13 protein-coding genes and 1 pseudogene are annotated in these 15,403 nt (G+C 62.7%); 5 read left to right on the top strand and 9 right to left on the bottom strand.

What is annotated here, in order from left to right; translation table 11 throughout:
- Positions 1–2 precede the first annotated feature (2 nt).
- The 6 genes from AC57B6_RS26015 to AC57B6_RS25990 form a co-directional block, all read right to left on the bottom strand.
- Positions 3–959 (bottom strand): ABC transporter permease, encoded by a 957-nt coding sequence (locus AC57B6_RS26015; RefSeq protein ID WP_106352988.1) that lies wholly within the window; start codon positions 957–959, stop codon positions 3–5.
- Complete coding sequence (locus AC57B6_RS26010; protein WP_028193994.1) at positions 956–1,909, bottom strand: ABC transporter permease; 954 nt, start codon at positions 1,907–1,909, stop codon at positions 956–958. Before AC57B6_RS26010 ends, AC57B6_RS26015 begins: the two co-directional genes overlap by 4 nt.
- 109 nt (positions 1,910–2,018) lie before the next feature.
- Positions 2,019–3,635, bottom strand: a complete 1,617-nt coding sequence (locus tag AC57B6_RS26005; protein ID WP_030099001.1) for an ABC transporter substrate-binding protein — start codon at positions 3,633–3,635, stop codon at positions 2,019–2,021.
- A gap of 68 nt (positions 3,636–3,703) precedes the next feature.
- A complete protein-coding gene (locus AC57B6_RS26000; protein WP_046571461.1) occupies positions 3,704–4,978 on the bottom strand; it encodes an NAD(P)/FAD-dependent oxidoreductase in 1,275 nt (424 codons plus the stop codon).
- A gap of 60 nt (positions 4,979–5,038) precedes the next feature.
- Positions 5,039–5,707 (bottom strand): haloacid dehalogenase type II, encoded by a 669-nt coding sequence (locus AC57B6_RS25995; RefSeq protein ID WP_030099003.1) that lies wholly within the window; start codon positions 5,705–5,707, stop codon positions 5,039–5,041.
- Between the two features lie 208 nt (positions 5,708–5,915).
- Positions 5,916–7,391 (bottom strand): aldehyde dehydrogenase family protein, encoded by a 1,476-nt coding sequence (locus AC57B6_RS25990; protein ID WP_178370343.1) that lies wholly within the window; start codon positions 7,389–7,391, stop codon positions 5,916–5,918.
- Positions 7,392–7,688: 297 nt separating this feature from the next.
- On the opposite strand from AC57B6_RS25990, the gene AC57B6_RS25985 reads away from it, so the two are divergent.
- The 4 genes from AC57B6_RS25985 to AC57B6_RS25970 all read left to right on the top strand — a co-directional run bounded on the left by AC57B6_RS25985 (position 7,689) and on the right by AC57B6_RS25970 (position 11,645).
- Positions 7,689–8,573, top strand: a complete 885-nt coding sequence (locus AC57B6_RS25985; protein ID WP_252889862.1) for a GNAT family N-acetyltransferase — start codon at positions 7,689–7,691, stop codon at positions 8,571–8,573.
- A gap of 6 nt (positions 8,574–8,579) precedes the next feature.
- Positions 8,580–9,506: a 2-hydroxyacid dehydrogenase gene (locus AC57B6_RS25980; RefSeq protein WP_252889861.1), complete on the top strand. Its 927-nt coding sequence runs from the start codon at positions 8,580–8,582 to the stop codon at positions 9,504–9,506.
- 190 nt (positions 9,507–9,696) lie between these two features.
- Positions 9,697–11,094 (top strand): aspartate aminotransferase family protein, encoded by a 1,398-nt coding sequence (locus AC57B6_RS25975; RefSeq protein ID WP_028194001.1) that lies wholly within the window; start codon positions 9,697–9,699, stop codon positions 11,092–11,094.
- A 53-nt stretch (positions 11,095–11,147) separates the two neighbouring features.
- Positions 11,148–11,645: an Lrp/AsnC family transcriptional regulator gene (locus AC57B6_RS25970; protein ID WP_030099007.1), complete on the top strand. Its 498-nt coding sequence runs from the start codon at positions 11,148–11,150 to the stop codon at positions 11,643–11,645.
- Positions 11,646–11,663: 18 nt separating this feature from the next.
- On the opposite strand, the gene AC57B6_RS25965 is transcribed toward AC57B6_RS25970, so the two are convergent.
- The 3 genes from AC57B6_RS25965 to AC57B6_RS25955 form a co-directional block, all read right to left on the bottom strand.
- Positions 11,664–13,946 (bottom strand): LPS-assembly protein LptD, encoded by a 2,283-nt coding sequence (locus AC57B6_RS25965; protein WP_496422379.1) that lies wholly within the window; start codon positions 13,944–13,946, stop codon positions 11,664–11,666.
- A gap of 146 nt (positions 13,947–14,092) precedes the next feature.
- Positions 14,093–14,509 (bottom strand): hypothetical protein, encoded by a 417-nt coding sequence (locus AC57B6_RS25960; protein ID WP_144194055.1) that lies wholly within the window; start codon positions 14,507–14,509, stop codon positions 14,093–14,095.
- Positions 14,502–14,699, bottom strand: a complete 198-nt coding sequence (locus AC57B6_RS25955) for a hypothetical protein (protein ID WP_028194005.1) — start codon at positions 14,697–14,699, stop codon at positions 14,502–14,504. The genes AC57B6_RS25960 and AC57B6_RS25955 overlap by 8 nt, the downstream gene beginning before the upstream one ends.
- A 338-nt stretch (positions 14,700–15,037) precedes the next feature.
- On the opposite strand from AC57B6_RS25955, the pseudogene AC57B6_RS25950 reads away from it, so the two are divergent.
- A pseudogene (locus tag AC57B6_RS25950) lies at positions 15,038–15,397 on the top strand (POTRA domain-containing protein); the annotation flags it as partial.
- Positions 15,398–15,403: the final 6 nt, after the last annotated feature.

The following is a 15,403-nucleotide window of genomic DNA, read 5'->3' as shown; positions in this document are numbered from 1 at the left end:
CATCACGCACCTCCATGGCTACGGCCGCGACGCCGCAGGTTGTCGATCAGCAGATTCATGCCGATGGTCAGCGTCGCAATGGCGACAGCCGGCATCAACACGGCAGGCGCGCCCTCGGACAAACCACCGATGTTCTCGCGCACGAGCGAGCCCCAATCGGCATTCGGCGGCTGCACGCCGAGGCCGAGAAAACTCAGCCCGCTCAGCAGCAGCACGATGAACACGAAGCGCAATCCGAAGTCGGTGAGCATGGGATAGATCATGTTCGGCAGCACTTCTACCCGCGCGATATAGAAGATGCCCTCGCCGCGTGCTCTTGCCACCTGAACGTATTCGAGACCCATCAGGTTCACCGCGAGCGAGCGCGAAATGCGGAATGCTCCGGGTATGTAGGCCAGTGCGGCAACGGTCGTCAGCATCGTGATCGACGAGCCGAACGCGGCGATCACGACGAGCGCGAGCACCTTGCTCGGAATCGAAATCAGCGCGTCGAACAGGCGGCTCAGGATTTCATCGACCCAGCGCCCCGATACCGCGGCAAGCAAACCGAAGAACGTGCCGATCACGCTGGCGAGTATCGCCGCGGCCAGTGCCAGGCCGACCGTATAGCGCGCGCCGTAGAGAATCCGGCTCAGCATGTCGCGGCCAAGATAGTCGGTACCGAGCGGATACGCGGCGCTGTAGCTGCCGAAAATTTCCGTCGACGTCAGCGCGCCGCCCTTATACGGCGCGACCAGCGGCCCGATAAACGCGACGATCAGCCAGAACGCCACCATCACGAGGCCAATCAGGCCGAGCACGGAGAAACGATGCACCAGCCGCTTGAACACACCCTGCTTCAGCGCCGCCGCTTCGACAACCGGCGGCTCGACCACGGGCTCGCCGGCGTCGATGTCGTACAGCTCGGTGCCCGCATGGGGAATATGAGGAACGTGGGGATTGGTAGGTTGGCTCATCATCGACGCAGCCTCGGATTGGATACGATTTGACACAGGTCGGCGATCAGCACCAACGCGAGATACGCCGCGCAGAACACCATCACGCAGCCCTGCACGAGTGGCATGTCGCGGTTGGTGACGGCATCCACCATCAGGCTCGCGAGGCCGGGATAGTTGAAGATCGACTCCACGATCACCACGCCGCCGAACAGGTAAGACAGGCTCAACGCCACCGCGTTGGCAATCGGCCCAATGGTGTTGGGCAACACATGCCGCAGCACCACGCGCGCCGGTGACGCACCCTTGAGAATCGCCATTTCCACATACGACGAATTCAACTGATCGAGCACCGCGGCGCGCGTCATCCGTGACATCTGCGCGACGATCACGCAGCACAGGGTCATCACCGGCATCGCGTAGATGCGCAGCAGCGCGCCAAACGAATGCACCTCCGAGAGATACGACAGCGCGGGCAGCCAGCGCAGCTTGACGGCGAAGATCAATACCGCGATCGTGGCGATCAGAAATTCCGGCACGGCCACCGTCGAGAGCGTGAGCACGTTGAGCGTGCGGTCGAGCAGCGAACCGCGAAACATCGCCGACGAAATACCGATCACGAGCGCGAGCGGCACCGAGACCAGCGCCGTCAAACCTGCCAGCACCAGCGAATTCGGCAGGCGCGTGGCGATCAGCTCGCTGACCGGCAGATTGTTCGACAGCGAAGTGCCGAAGTTGCCGCTGACCACATGAATGAGCCACTCGAAATAGCGTTGCAGCGCCGGCTGATCGAGACCGAACTGATGCCGCAAGGCCGCGACGGCTTCCGGAGTCGCCGCCTGGCCGAGCGCCTGCTGCGCGGCATCGCCGGGAAGCAGCCCGGTAATGGCGAACACGACCGCCGAAACCAGCAGCAGCGTAAGCAGTGCGAGGCCAAGGCGCGCGGCAATGAGTCGTTGCGCGTGTGCTTTCATCGAAAGTCGCCTCCTATCCGAGGTTGAAGCCGCACGCCGCGGGAGAGCGGCGTACGTATTGCCTGTGTTGCCTGGTGCGGCCTGTTAAGGCGCACCGGACAGACCCGCTTCAGGCGTCCAGCCAGACGTTTTCCGCGAACATGAAACCCATCAGGCCGGCCAGCGGAATCGAGCCGAGCCCCTTGAGCTTCGACGTATAGGCATCGATCGAACTCTGGAACATCGGAATGCCGACGCCGCCCGTTTCATGCACCAGCACCTGCATGTCACCGTAGATCTTCTTGCGCTTCGCGTCGTCCGGTTCGCCCCGCGCCGCAAGCAGCATCTGGTCGAACTTCGGGCTCTTCCAGTTCGCTTCGTTCCACGGCGCGTCCGACTTGAAGAATTGCGTGAAAATCACATCGGCGCTGGGACGCGCGTTGACGTTGCCGAAACCCAGCGGATGCTTCATCCAATGATTGGACCAATAGCCGTCGGCCGGCACGCGCGACACCTGCAGATTCAGACCGGCTTGCGGCGCCACCTGCTGCAGGAACATCGCCATTTCAACCGACCCCTCCGCCGCCGGCGACGCAAAAATCTGCATCGGCGCGCTGCCGACTTTGGCCTTCTGGAAATGGAACTTCGCCTTGTCCGGATCGAACGTTCGCTGCGGCAACCCGGCCAGGTAGTACTTGTTGGTCGGATCGATCGGCTGATCGTTGCCGATCGTGCCGTAACCCTGGAAGATCGCCCGGCGCATCTGCTCGCGATCCTGCAGATACATCATGCCTCGCCGAAAATCGTCGTTGCCGGTGATGCCGCCTTCGTCGCGCACGATCAGGTCGGTGTACTCGCCCGTCTTCGTCTCCAGCACGCCGAAACCGCCGGCACTCTTGATCTGCGTGGTCGAGCGCGGGCTCACCGAGTTGATCAGTTGCACGTCGCCGGAGAGCAGCGCGTTGACGCGGGCCGATTCGTCGCCAATGCCGATCAGTTCGACTTCGTCGAGATGCGGCAGGCCCGGCTTCCAGTAATTCGCGTTCTTCACGCCGACCGTGCGCACGCCCGGCGAGAATTCCTTGACCTTGAACGGACCGGTGCCGATCGCCGTTTTGAAATCTTTGGTGCCGTCCTTGATGATCTGGAAATGCGAGGTGGCGAGAATCACCGGCAAGTCGGCGTTCGGGCCTTCGAGCGTGATCGTTACTTCATTCGGGCCGGTCGCCTTCACTTCCTTGATCTGATCGGCCAGCGTTTTCGCCTTCGATGCCGTCGCCGGGTCCTTGTGGCGCATGATCGAATACACGACGTCCGCCGGCCCGAACGGCTTGCCGTCGTGGAACTGCACGCCCGTGCGCAACTTGACGACCCACACCGTCGCGTCCTTCGTATCGAGCGAGGTGGCCAGCGCCATCTTCGCGCCGAGATGCGAATCGAGTTCGGTCAGGCAGTTGTAGAACATGAAGCCGCGCACGTAGTCCGTGCCGAGCGCGCCCTTGGCCGGGTCGAGCGTGTCGGCGGCCGAAGCGGATTGCGTCGCCACGCGGATCTTGCCGCCCTGCTTCGGCTTCGCCTGCGCGAAGGCCGCACCGCTCGCGCTCAACAGGCCGGCGCCCGTCACCGACATCATGCCGGCCGCCGTCATCGCGCGCAGCACCTGGCGTCGTGACGCGCCTTTTGACGTCAAGCGCTCCAACTCGGTGCCGAGTCGAAGAGCGTCATGTTGCGAGGTTTCCTTATTCATCGAACTTCTCCGCGAGGGTGACAGGGATAGCTGCGTGGTTTTTTAGTGGCAGGTACAACAAGGAACAATCAATAGAAAATATCTTTGATGCGGTAGTACGTCCCCACCAGCGGCAGGAACCAGGGTTTGCCGGTATGGCCCGGAATCGCGGGCCAATCCGGCTCGCGCCAGGGATTGCGCTCTTCGTGGCCGTCCATCACGTCGGCCATTACCTGCCCCATATGCGTCGACATCTGCGTGCCGTGCCCGCTGTAGCCCAGCGAAAAATAGATGCCGTCGTGCTGGCCGGCATGCGGCAGACGGTCGGCGGTCATATCCACGAGACCGCCCCAGCAGTAGTCGATGCGTGCTTTCGCCAGCATCGGGAACATCGCGGCCAGCCCCTGCTGCAGAATCCTGCCGCTCTTCGCGTCCGACGGCCGCTCGGATGCCGTAAAGCGCGCCCGGCCGCCGAACAGCAGACGCGAATCCGGCGTCACGCGGAAGTAGTTGTGCATCAGGCGCGTGGTGGTGTACGCGCGGCGGTTAGGAAATACCCGCGCCAGCAGTTCCGGCGGCAGCGGCTCGGTCACGACGATGAACGACCCCACCGGCGCGAGCCGCCGCCGATACCAGCCGAACGGACCGTGCCGCGACGGGCCGGTGGCAATCAGCACCTGCCTCGCGCGCACTTCGCCGCGCGCCGAGGTGACCTTGAAACCGCTGCCATCCTTCGCAATCGCGGTGACCGCCGCGTTTTCATAGAGCTTCGCGCCGCGACGAACCGCGGCGTCGGCCAGTCCGACGGTGAACTTGCCCATATGCATCTGGCCGCCGTGGCGCTGCAGCAAGCCGCCGTAAAAACTGTCCGACTGGATTTCGCTGCGAATCCGCTCACGTCCAATTAGTTCGATATCCGTATCGACTTCGCGACGGATCAACTCCGCGGTCTTCTCCAGATGCGCGAGGTGATGCGGTTTCGACGCCAGCTTCAGCTTGCCCGTCGCGCTGTAATTGCAGTCGATGTGTTCCTCGCGAATCAGCCGCTCGACCGTATCGACTGCATCCGAGAACGCGCGGTAGCAGGCACTGGCCCGCTCCACACCCAGTTGCGCGACCAGCGCGACGAAGTCCTGCGCGACACCGGTATTGACCTGACCGCCGTTGCGCCCCGACGCGCCGCCGCCTATGCGCCCCGCGTCGAGCACCGTCACCGAGGCACCTCGTTTGCCCAACGCCTGCGCCGCCGACAGCCCGGTGAAGCCGCCACCGATCACGACGACATCGGCCTGGCCCTCGACCGGACCTTCACACGCCGAGACGAACGGCGGCGCGGTGTCGAGCCAATAAGAATCGAGCTTCATCCGGTCTGTCCTTGAGATGGGCAATGAGCGAGGCGATGAATGCGCAGACAACGCTTACCGTTACAGGCCGAGTTCCGCTGCCAGTTGCGGAATGCCGCTGACTTCGTAGTACTGGTAGTACGGCGTGGACGGCTCATGCCCACGATTGACGAAGGCCTTGTGCCTGATGCCCAGGTCGTGCGCGGTCATCAGGTCGTAGCGCAGGCTGGACGACACGTGCAGCACGTCTTCCGGATTGCAGTTCAACTGGTCGAACATGTATTCGAAGCCCTGCATGCGCGGCTTGTACGACTGCGCCTGCTCGGCCGTGAAGACCGCGTGGAACGGCGCGCCGAGTTTGTCCACGTTGCTCTGGATCTGGTTGTTCGACGCGTTCGAGAGAATCACCAGCTTGTACTTCTTCGCCAGACGCGAGAGACCTTCCGGAACGTCCGGGTGTGGGCCCCAGGTCGGCACGGCGAGATAGATCTTCTCGGCTTCCTGTTCATCGAACGCGACGTTCATGCGCTTGCAGGCGCGGCGCAGCGCGTTGACCACCACGTCGCGATACGGCTTCCAGGCACCCAGCACTTCGTCGCGGCGATAGCCCGCGTAGAACGCCACGAGCTTTTCCAGGTCGTCGGCGTTCAGCAGGTGGCCGAACATTTCGCGAGTCATGTCGGCCATGCGGAATTTCGTGAGCGTGCCGTAGCAGTCGAAGGTGATGTATTTCGGTTCGAATTCGATCATGGTGCAGTCCTGTCGTGGTGGTGAACCCGGGAGCGAGTTCAGTGGCGAAAGAGAAGCTAATTCCTGTTAAAGATTTAATCAGTGCAAAAACACAGATGTTCCTGATTCGAGTGCGGCTGGTGACACAAACCATGCGTTTTGAGGCCGTCGCGCAGCACAGTCTGCGGTGGGCAGGCTGGAAGCCCCGCCCGTATTGGTGTTGCGAGATTTAAGGCCGCAGGTCGATCAGCACGCTCTTGAAGCGCAGGTTTGCCTCGTAGGCCTGACGGCCGAGGTCCTTGCCGATCCCGGAGCGCTTGTAGCCGCCGGTGGGAATCATGAAGTCGGAGGTACGGCCGTAGCGGTTGACCCAGACCGTCCCCGCCTCGAGGCCACGCACGAAGCGCAGCGCCCGGCCGAGGTCGGCGGTATGCACGCCGGCGGCAAGCCCGTAGTCGGGATGCTGGGCGAGCGCGAGCGCTTCTTCTTCGGTGTCGAAGGTCTGCAACGTCAGCACGGGGCCGAAGACTTCTTCGCGCACCGCTTCGGAATGGGCGGTGACGTCCGCAAGCAACGTCGGCGCGTAGAAGGCGCCCGCCCCAGCGTCGCTCCGCACGCCGCCGTAACGCAGCGTCGCGCCTGCCTCCAGCGTGCGCCCGACGATCCCTTCGATACGCGCCGCCTGTGGCGCGGAGATGATCGGCGACAAGGTGGTGCCGGCGGCCCACGTCGCGCCGGGTCTCAACTCGGCGAAGACCTTGCCGATGCGCTCGGCCAGCGGTTCCGCGAGGCTGCGCTCGACCAGCAGCCGCGAGCCGGCCACGCACACCTGGCCGGCATTGCCGGTGATCGAGCCGGCGATCCGGCGCGCCACATCGTCCAGGCGCGGGGCGTCGGCGAAAACGATCTGCGGACTCTTGCCGCCGAGTTCGAGCGTGACCGGCTTGGTGCCGCTTTGCGCGCAGGCCGCCATGATCGCGGCGCCGGTGCGCGTGGAGCCGGTAAAGGTGACCTTGCTGATCTTCGGATGACGCACCAGTTCGTCGCCGGTGACGCGGCCGTCGCCTTGCACCACGTTGAAGATGCCCGCCGGCACCCCCGCCTGCACCGCCAGTTCGGCCAGGCGCAACACCGAGAACGGCGTCATCTCCGAGGGCTTCAGCACGACCGCGTTGCCCGCGGCGAGAGCCGGCGCGATCTTCCACGAAGCCATCACCAGCGGGAAGTTCCATGGCGCAATCGCGCCGATCACGCCGTATGGCTCGGCGATCGTCATGCCGAGATGGTCATGGTCCGTTGCCGCCACGTCGCCGCCCAGCTTGTCGGCGAATTCAGCGTAGAAGCGAATGCCTTCCGCAGTGAACGGCACGTCCCAGCCAATCGCCTGAGCAATCGGGCGGGTCGAGCCGAGTGCCTCCAGACGGCCCAGATACGACGCATCGGCTTCGACCAGGTCGGCGAAACGGCGCAGGATCTTCGCCCGCTCGCGCGGCGCCATGCGCGCCCAGGCGCTGGTTCTGAACGCCTGCCACGCGTTCTGCACCGCGCGATCCACCATTTCGGCGTCGGCGAGCGGCAGCGAAGCGTAGGCCATGCCGTCCGAGGGGCGCAGCACCTCGATGCGAGGCTCGCCGCCTTCCACATACTCGCCGCCGATGAAATGTCCGCTGCGAACCGCGACGTCGTCCGGATTGAAGCTGTCCATGAGAAAGGTTTCCTGTGTGACTGGCTACTGGCTGTTAGTCCCGGGCGGTGCGTCCAGGGTGTGTCCGAACAACGCCGCCGCCATGACAAAATCGTAGAGCCGTGGGCGCGGCATATGTCGCCGACAAAAATCCCCGCGCAGCAGAACACGCTTGTAATGCGTGCCCAGACTGAGTGTTTTGCATCGATTCGCGCTGCGGCCCTGATGCATGGCCCGGATAAAAAGATCGTCCTAGTCACGCCACGCGCCGGATGACAAAGTGGCGGCGTAAGCCTTCAGCCATTCAGGGAGTACGGCGTGTCCGATTCGAATACCAGTTCGATTACCTATCGACCTTTCACCCAGGACGACATTGCGGCCGCGCACGCGCTGACGGTCGAGCTCAAATGGCCGCATCGCGCGGACGACTGGCGTTTCGTCGCGCAACTGGGCGTGGGTTTCGTCGCGGAAGACGCGAACGGCGTGATCGGCACGGCCTTGTGCTGGAAATACGGCGCCGACCGGGCCTCGCTCGGCATGGTGATCGTGTCCCCCGAACAGCAAGGGCGCGGCATCGGCAGAAAACTGATGGAGTTGGTGCTCGAGGAACTCGGCGGCCGCATCACGTTTTTGCACGCGACACCGGCGGGTCAGCCTTTGTACGAGAAGCTCGGCTTTCGCGCGGTCGGCACGCTCGACCAGCATCAAGGCGCGGCATTCCAGCCGCCGCTGGTTTCCCTGCCGCCCGGTGAGCGCTTACGTCCGCTCGGCTCGAGCGACACGGCGCGGCTGGTCGAACTGGCGTCGCAGGCAAGCGGCCTCGACCGCGGCGACGTCTTGCCCGCACTGCTGAACGCCGCCGACGGCATCGCCCTCGATCGCGACGGCGAACTGGTGGGCTTCGCGCTCTTTCGCCGCTTCGGGAGAGGCTTTGCGATCGGGCCGGTGGTCGCGCCCGCGTCGGAGGATTCGAGCCGCGCCAAGGCGTTGATCAGCCACTGGCTGGCGCTCAACGAAGGCGTGTTCGTACGCATCGACACGCCAGGCGAGAGCGGGCTGACCGAATGGCTCACGCAGTTGGGAATTCCGCGCGTGGATACGGTCGTCAAGATGGTTCGGCACGCCACGCCGGCCGATCTTACGGGAGCGGCCAAAATCAGCCCTTACCTGCAATACGGCATTATCAATCAGGCGATCTGCTGATTCATCATGGCCTTCCTTTATAAAGCGGACCCGGCGCGGGGCGCGCACTGGGCCAGACTCTTCGCGCAGAAAGCGCCCGATCTGCCGTTTCATATCTGGCCCGATCACGGCGACCCGGCGGCAATCCGGTACCTCGCCGCCTGGCAGCCGCCGCACGATCCGACTCGCACTTTCCCGAACCTGGAAATCGTTTTTTCGGTCGGCGCGGGCATCGATCAGTTCGACCTGTCGGGCGTGCCGGCGCATATCCCGGTGGTGCGAATGATCGAGCCGGGCATCATCGAAGGCATGGTCGAATACGTCACGCAAGCTGTGCTGACGATTCATCGCGATCTGCTCGACTACGGTCTTCAGCAACAACAGCAGGTCTGGCGCGAACTGCCGCTCAAGCCGGCCAGTGAACGTCGCATTGGCGTGCTCGGGCTCGGCGTGCTGGGCACGGCAGTGCTGGAGAAACTACAGCTATTCGGTTTCGCCTGCGCGGGTTGGAGCCGCTCGCCGCGCGAGATCGAAGGCGTCGAATGTTATGCCGGCGAAGGCACGCTGGACCCGTTTCTCGCCCGCACCGACATCCTGATCTGCCTGTTGCCGCTCACGCCGGCAACGCGCGGCCTGCTCGATGCCCAACTGTTTGCGAAGCTGCCGCGCGGTGCGTCGCTGATTCAAACCGGACGCGGTCCGCATTTGAACCAGACGGATCTGCTGACTGCGCTGGATAGCGGCCAACTAAACAGCGCGATTCTGGACGTTACGGATCCCGAGCCGCTGCCCGCCGGGCATCCGTTATGGACGCATCCACGGGTCCGCATCACACCCCATATCGCCAGCGCGACACGGCCGGAAAGCGCCGTCGACGTGGTGCTCGCGAATCTGCGCCGCCACCGCGAAGGCCTGCCGATGCTCGGCCAGATCGACCGGACCCACGGATATTGACCGCGCCGCCGCGGCGCTGAACGAAACGCCCGCGCGGCGCGGCTTTTCAGCGTCCGCAGCAGAAAATGCCGAGACCCGGTATCAAAACGCGTCGCACGCGCTTTTCGGACAATTGTTTAGGTGAGCAGGCAATCGTCGTGGGTCAGTAGTATGGAACGGTCAACAGCCCCTTCCCGCGACGAGAACCATCATGCCGAATCATTCGCTCATCGAAGCCGACCGCAAACATCTGATTCACCCGGTTATCAGCTACCGCGCACACGAAGCCCGCGGCGTCACCGTCCTCGAGTCCGCCCGCGGCGCGTTCCTGCGCGACGCGGCCGGCAACGAACTGCTCGACGCCTTCTCCGGTCTGTGGTGCGTGAACGTGGGCTACGGCCAGCAAAGCATCGTGGATGCCGCCACAGAGCAGATGAAGAAACTGCCCTACGCGACCAGCTATTTCCATTTCGGCTCGGCTCCGGCAATCGAACTGGCGCAAAAGCTGGTAGAGGTCTCGCCCGCGTCGCTCCAACATGTGTATTTCACGCTGGGCGGCTCCGATGCGGTCGATTCGGCGATCCGTTTCATCACACACTACTTCAACGCAACCGGTCGCCCGGCGAAGAAACACATCATTGCGCTGCAACGCGGCTACCACGGTTCATCGACGATGGGCGCGGGGCTCACCGCGTTGCCCGCGTTTCACCGCAATTTCGATCTGCCGCTGCCGAACCAGCATCATCTGCCGTCACCGTATGCCTACCGTAACGATTTCGCCGACGACGCCGCGCTGATCGCCGCTTCGGTGGCCGCGCTCGAAGCGAAAGTGGCCGAACTCGGCGCGGACAACGTCGCGGCGTTCTTCTGCGAACCGATCCAGGGCTCGGGCGGCGTAATCGTGCCGCCGGTCGGCTGGTTGAAAGCGATGCGCGACAGTTGCCGTAAGCTTGGCATTCTGTTCGTCGCCGACGAGGTCATTACCGGCTTCGGCCGTACGGGTCCGCTATTCGCCTGCCAGGGTGAAAACGTCGAGCCGGATCTGATGACCGTGGCGAAAGGCCTGACCGCCGGTTATGCGCCGATGGGTGCCGTGCTGATGTCTGACGAAATCTATCAAGGCATCGCGGACGGCGACGCCGAAGCGGTGGTCGGCCACGGCCATACGTACTCGGCGCATCCGGTCAGCGCCGCGATCGGCCTCGAAGTACTGCGCCTCTATCACGAAGGCGGCCTGCTCGCGAACGGCGTCGCCCGTGGCCCGCGCTTCGCACGCGGCCTCGACGCGCTGCTCGCGCATCCGCTGGTGGGCGACTCGCGCCACCGCGGCCTGCTCGGCGCGCTCGAACTGGTGTCGGACAAGGACAGCAAAGCCGGTTTCGATCCGTCGCTGAAACTGTCGGAACGGATCGCCGCCGCGGCGTATGAAAACCGCCTGATTTTCCGCGCGTTCGGCGACAACATTCTCGGTTTTGCGCCGGCGCTGTCGTACACCGAGGCAGAGTTCGATCTGATGTTCGAACGCCTCGAAAAGACCCTCGACGACGTTCTCGCGCAAGCCGATGTCCGGGCCGCGTTGAACGTCAAAATTCATGCCACTGCGTGCTAGAGTAGAGGACTCTTCGAGACCCTTTCACCCTTCGCCGGAGCGACACCGTTACGATGAGCAGCGACAGCAAGCTGGACCGGATTGATCTGCGCATACTTTCCCAGTTGCAAAAGAAAGGCCGCATAACCAACGTCGAGCTTGCCGACGCGGTCGGCCTTTCGCCCAGTCCTTGCCTGATCCGGGTCAAGCGTCTAGAGAAGGCCGGCTATATCGTCGGCTACGGTGCGCAGATCCAGCTCGAAAAGCTCGGCGACGTGCAGATCGTGTTTACGGAAGTGACGCTCGCCGATCATCGGCGCGAAGACTTCATCAAGTTCGTGAATGCGATCAAGGACGTCGACGAGATCGTCGAGTGTCATCTGGCGAGCGGCGGCTATGACTATTTGCTGAAGTTCGTCACGCGCAGCGTGAGCCACTATCAGAGCATCATCGAGGGGCTGCTGGAGCGCGACATCGGCATCGAAAAGTACTTCAGCTACGTCATCATCAAGTCGCCGTTCGTGAAAAGCCACTACCCGCTCGAAACGTTGTTCTCGCAGAATCACAACTAATGCAACGGCCGGCGTCCGTTACGGATAATCGCTAAAGCGCGAGGTCGGCTCGTTTCCCGTGCCAGCCGGCGTATAACCCGGCACGTTGGCGCGAAACTGGTTGAGCAGGCCGTTGTCGACCTGCGAAAAACCTTTGAGCTGCAGTTGCATCAGCACACGCGTGCCGGTGCTGGGCACCGTGGTCGAGGTCGCGTTGGTGTACTTCTCGAACGCCACGCCGAGCGACCAGCAATCCGTATCGTATTGAAGTCCCAGCAAACCTGCGATCAAGCGATGCGCGCTCATGTCGTAATTTACCCGCGCAACGCTGACCACGTTGTGCAGCAGCGGCCATTGCTCGGACACGATGAACTGATTGACCGGTTGATAGTCCAGCGTGCTATTGGCGCGCGTATAGCGATACGCCACATTCAATACCTGCCGTGCAGCAGGCGACCAGCCGAACCCGGCTTCGGCATTCGTGAGGTAGTGGTTGGCCTGGCTGTACTCCACCGCCTGCTCCGCTGAGAAACCCTGGCCCAGCTTGTACGACGCACCTGCTATCACGCTGGTGCGGGCGACTGTGCCAATGGGATCGCCAACGTTGAGGGTCACCTGCGGCGTGTGAAAATCGTACTGCTCCGCCAGAACGAAACGGGCTCGCTCATCGCCGCTCGCAGGATCGATGAAGCGCGTGGTCAGGGCGCCCGTGAGGCGATCGGCATCGGACACCCGGTCATTGCCGACGAAGCTGTTCGGCATGAACAGTTCCGCGAGCCCGAAGTCGGCCGTCGCCGTATCGAACAACGGCGCGAACGACTGATTGCGGTAAGGCGTGTACACATAGAACAGCCTTGGTTCGAGCGTCTGGATATACGACTGCCCGAAAAGCCGCACGCTGCGTTCGAAGCGCATTCCCGAATCGAGACTGAGGGTCGGCACGTTGATGTCGAACGTCTTAGGCTGGCCGGCGGGCGCGTTCGACCCGATCGTGGTCAGGTCATACGCGGCGAAATGCCAGGCGAGCTTGGGCGTGATGAACCAGCCGGGATGCTCGATCGGATAGCTGACGTAAGGGTTGAAAACAAAGCGGCTGCCTTGCGTCGCATCCGCCGTCGAAATCGTGAAGCGCGTCGCATCCGCTTCGGCGCCGAAGTCGAAGCCGCCCACGTTATAGCGCGCGTAATTGACATTGACCTGCGGTTCGCGGTTATAGGTCGAGTCGCTGGTAAAGGCCTGCCAGCGTTGTTCGCGAGCCAGCACGCTCCACGGTCCGTTTGAGTAGGTCAAACCCGCTTCCTGCTGATACAGCGTGGTGGACCCGGTCGGAAACGCGACACCCGATGCAAGATCGGTCACCACCGTCGAGTCGGAAACCCGGTTGTAGTTGACGTAGGCGCCGAAGCCCGAACCGAGCTTCCAGGTCTGATTCACCGCAATCGAGTAACGGTCGGTGTTGGTGATCGCGTCGTGCGGCAGCCACGCGACTGATATCGACCCTGAATCGTTCGGTTGCAGATAACGATAGTCTGCCGTCAACATCTCGCCTCGTTTCGACATGATGCGAGGCGTCAGGGTTAGATCGTAATTCGGCGCCAGGTTGAAGTAATACGGTAACGCGACGTCGACGCCATTGGTCGAACTGAACGAGAAGGTGGGCGGCAGGAAGCCGCTGCGCCGCGCGTCGGACAACGGAAACGATAACCACGGACTCGCCAGCAGCGGCACCCCCTGAAAGAACAGCACACCGTTGTGCGCGATTCCTTCATCGCTGCCGGTATCCATGTCGAACTCGGAGGCCCTCAGATACCACGCCGGGTCCGACTCGCATTGACATGTGCTGTATGTACCGTGATGCACGACCGTGCGTTCGTTATCGACCAGATCAGCGCGCTGGGCACTACCCCACCCGCCCGTCAGATAAAACCGGTACCTGGGCACGCTGATCGTGCCTTCATTCGCGTCGACATAGAAATGCGCGTCCGGACCATTGAACACATTGCCGTCGTTGACGAGTTGCACGTGCCCATATGCATCGGCCTTGTCGGTATCGACGTCGTAGTGCAGCGCATCGCCTTTGACGATCGACGCGTAGCGCCGCAGTTGCGCGTTACCTTTCAGCGAAACGTCCGTGCCGGTCGTGGTGGTCATCGAATCGGCCATCGCCGAAGTCGCGACCCCGACGCCCGCTATTAGCGGATGTTCCGTCAGTTGTGGATCGAAGCGCAGGCCCCAGACGCCATCGAGCGATTCCGGAATCGCGCCTGCGCCGGCCAGTTGCGCGTAGCTGGCAATCGGCACGCATCCAACCGCGCCCAGCATGAACGAAACGAGAGGCCTTAAACGTAGGCATCGAAATACACCGCGTAGTATCAAAACAGATAAGGATCGGAAAGGATGACAGACGCATCAAGGCAAGCAGAAGCCCCGAGCTGCGCGAGGATGAACCACCGCGAGTGCGCGCGGCACTACTGGAGCGTGACGTCGTGAGAACGGGCCCCTGCCTCACTTGCCTCACCCGCCGCGCTTGCCGCGTTCGCAGCACCACCCAGCGCCTGCAGAAGATGCGGAATCTGTTCGGCGGGCAAGGAAAACGAAAGCCCTGCGCTGCCGGATAAACGGAAGCGGATCACCACCATTTCCATACCGTGCAATCTGCCCACTTCCCAGCCCTGGCAGTGCAGCGCGAACCCCATCTCCCGATCGTTATGAATCACGCGGTCGGCATGCTCGATCGCATTCGGCAGCGCCACCAGCAGATCGTTGAGCACCGAACGATGAAGCGCCGCGGTAGGTTGATTGCCGTGTATCAGCAGATACTGGCCGTCGGCGGTGAGCTGCATGTCGCTGATCGAGTTCAGCACGAAGGTCGACGGATCAGACACGGCGTGCGCCCTCCTGCGTCGGTGTGCCCGCGACATGGTTCACAATGCGCCGCTGCGCGGCGCTCACCGTGCTGCCGGACATGTCGCGCAGCATGCGCTTCGACGCCATGGCCAAACGTGCCGAAAAAATCGGCGAAGAGCTGACGCGCAGGACAGCCGCAACAACCGCCGGGGAAAGAAATTCGATCATGACCCGTTCTCCAAATGGTGCTACGCAGGTAGCGGGAGCCGACCATTTGACGATAGCAGCGCAAGAACCACGTCAGGTTACGGGCACACTACGCTTCCTTCGGTTCTGTAACGCATTATTTCCACGCTCCCGCCGTAATCCGCGCCAGGCTGAGCAACCGGCGCAATGCACACGTTAGCAAGCCTAATGGGCGGAAAGTTTTCGGTAACAGAGAGGGGAGAAAAAACGCTCCTATACTTCCCGCTTTCCAGAGCCACGGAACCTCGTTTCGAATGCATCGCTCGCTGTCAAGCGTTCTTGTTTGCGCCTCGCGCGCTGCATCAGGACAGAACCCCAAGATGAATCTTCAAGCTTTAACGAGGCGTATCGCGAGCGCGCTCCCGCTCGCCGGCATCACGCTGACCGCCGCGCCGGCTCACGCGGCATCACCTTTCATCGTGCAGGACATCCGGATCGAGGGACTCAAACGCATCGAGCCCGGCACCCTGTTCGCCTATCTGCCTATCAAGCAAGGCAACACCTTCAACGACGACAGGGCTTCCGAAGCCATTCGCGCGCTCTATGCGACGGGATTCTTCAACGACGTCAGTATCTCGGCTGAAGGTACGACCGTCATCGTTCAGGTTCAGGAGCGCCCGGCGGCAGGCACGATCGATTTCGCCGGCATTCACGAGTTCGACAAGGACAACCTGACCAAGGAATCT

This window comes from Paraburkholderia sp. BGA-UO-ETr-F12 (assembly GCF_059567945.1).
This window is presented reverse-complemented; position numbering and strand designations above follow the sequence as displayed.

Bases quoted from the DNA above. Each gene is read 5' to 3' on its own strand.
- AC57B6_RS26015 (WP_106352988.1), bottom strand. From the start codon at position 959: ATGATGAGCCAACCTACCAATCCCCACGTTCCTCATATTCCCCATGCG.
- AC57B6_RS26010 (WP_028193994.1), bottom strand. From the start codon at position 1,909: ATGAAAGCACACGCGCAACGACTCATTGCCGCGCGCCTTGGCCTCGCA.
- AC57B6_RS26005 (WP_030099001.1), bottom strand. From the start codon at position 3,635: ATGAATAAGGAAACCTCGCAACATGACGCTCTTCGACTCGGCACCGAG.
- AC57B6_RS26000 (WP_046571461.1), bottom strand. From the start codon at position 4,978: ATGAAGCTCGATTCTTATTGGCTCGACACCGCGCCGCCGTTCGTCTCG.
- AC57B6_RS25995 (WP_030099003.1), bottom strand. From the start codon at position 5,707: ATGATCGAATTCGAACCGAAATACATCACCTTCGACTGCTACGGCACG.
- AC57B6_RS25990 (WP_178370343.1), bottom strand. From the start codon at position 7,391: ATGGACAGCTTCAATCCGGACGACGTCGCGGTTCGCAGCGGACATTTC.
- AC57B6_RS25980 (WP_252889861.1), top strand. From the start codon at position 8,580: ATGGCCTTCCTTTATAAAGCGGACCCGGCGCGGGGCGCGCACTGGGCC.
- AC57B6_RS25975 (WP_028194001.1), top strand. From the start codon at position 9,697: ATGCCGAATCATTCGCTCATCGAAGCCGACCGCAAACATCTGATTCAC.
- AC57B6_RS25970 (WP_030099007.1), top strand. From the start codon at position 11,148: ATGAGCAGCGACAGCAAGCTGGACCGGATTGATCTGCGCATACTTTCC.
- AC57B6_RS25965 (WP_496422379.1), bottom strand. From the start codon at position 13,946: ATGCTGGGCGCGGTTGGATGCGTGCCGATTGCCAGCTACGCGCAACTG.
- AC57B6_RS25955 (WP_028194005.1), bottom strand. From the start codon at position 14,699: ATGATCGAATTTCTTTCCCCGGCGGTTGTTGCGGCTGTCCTGCGCGTC.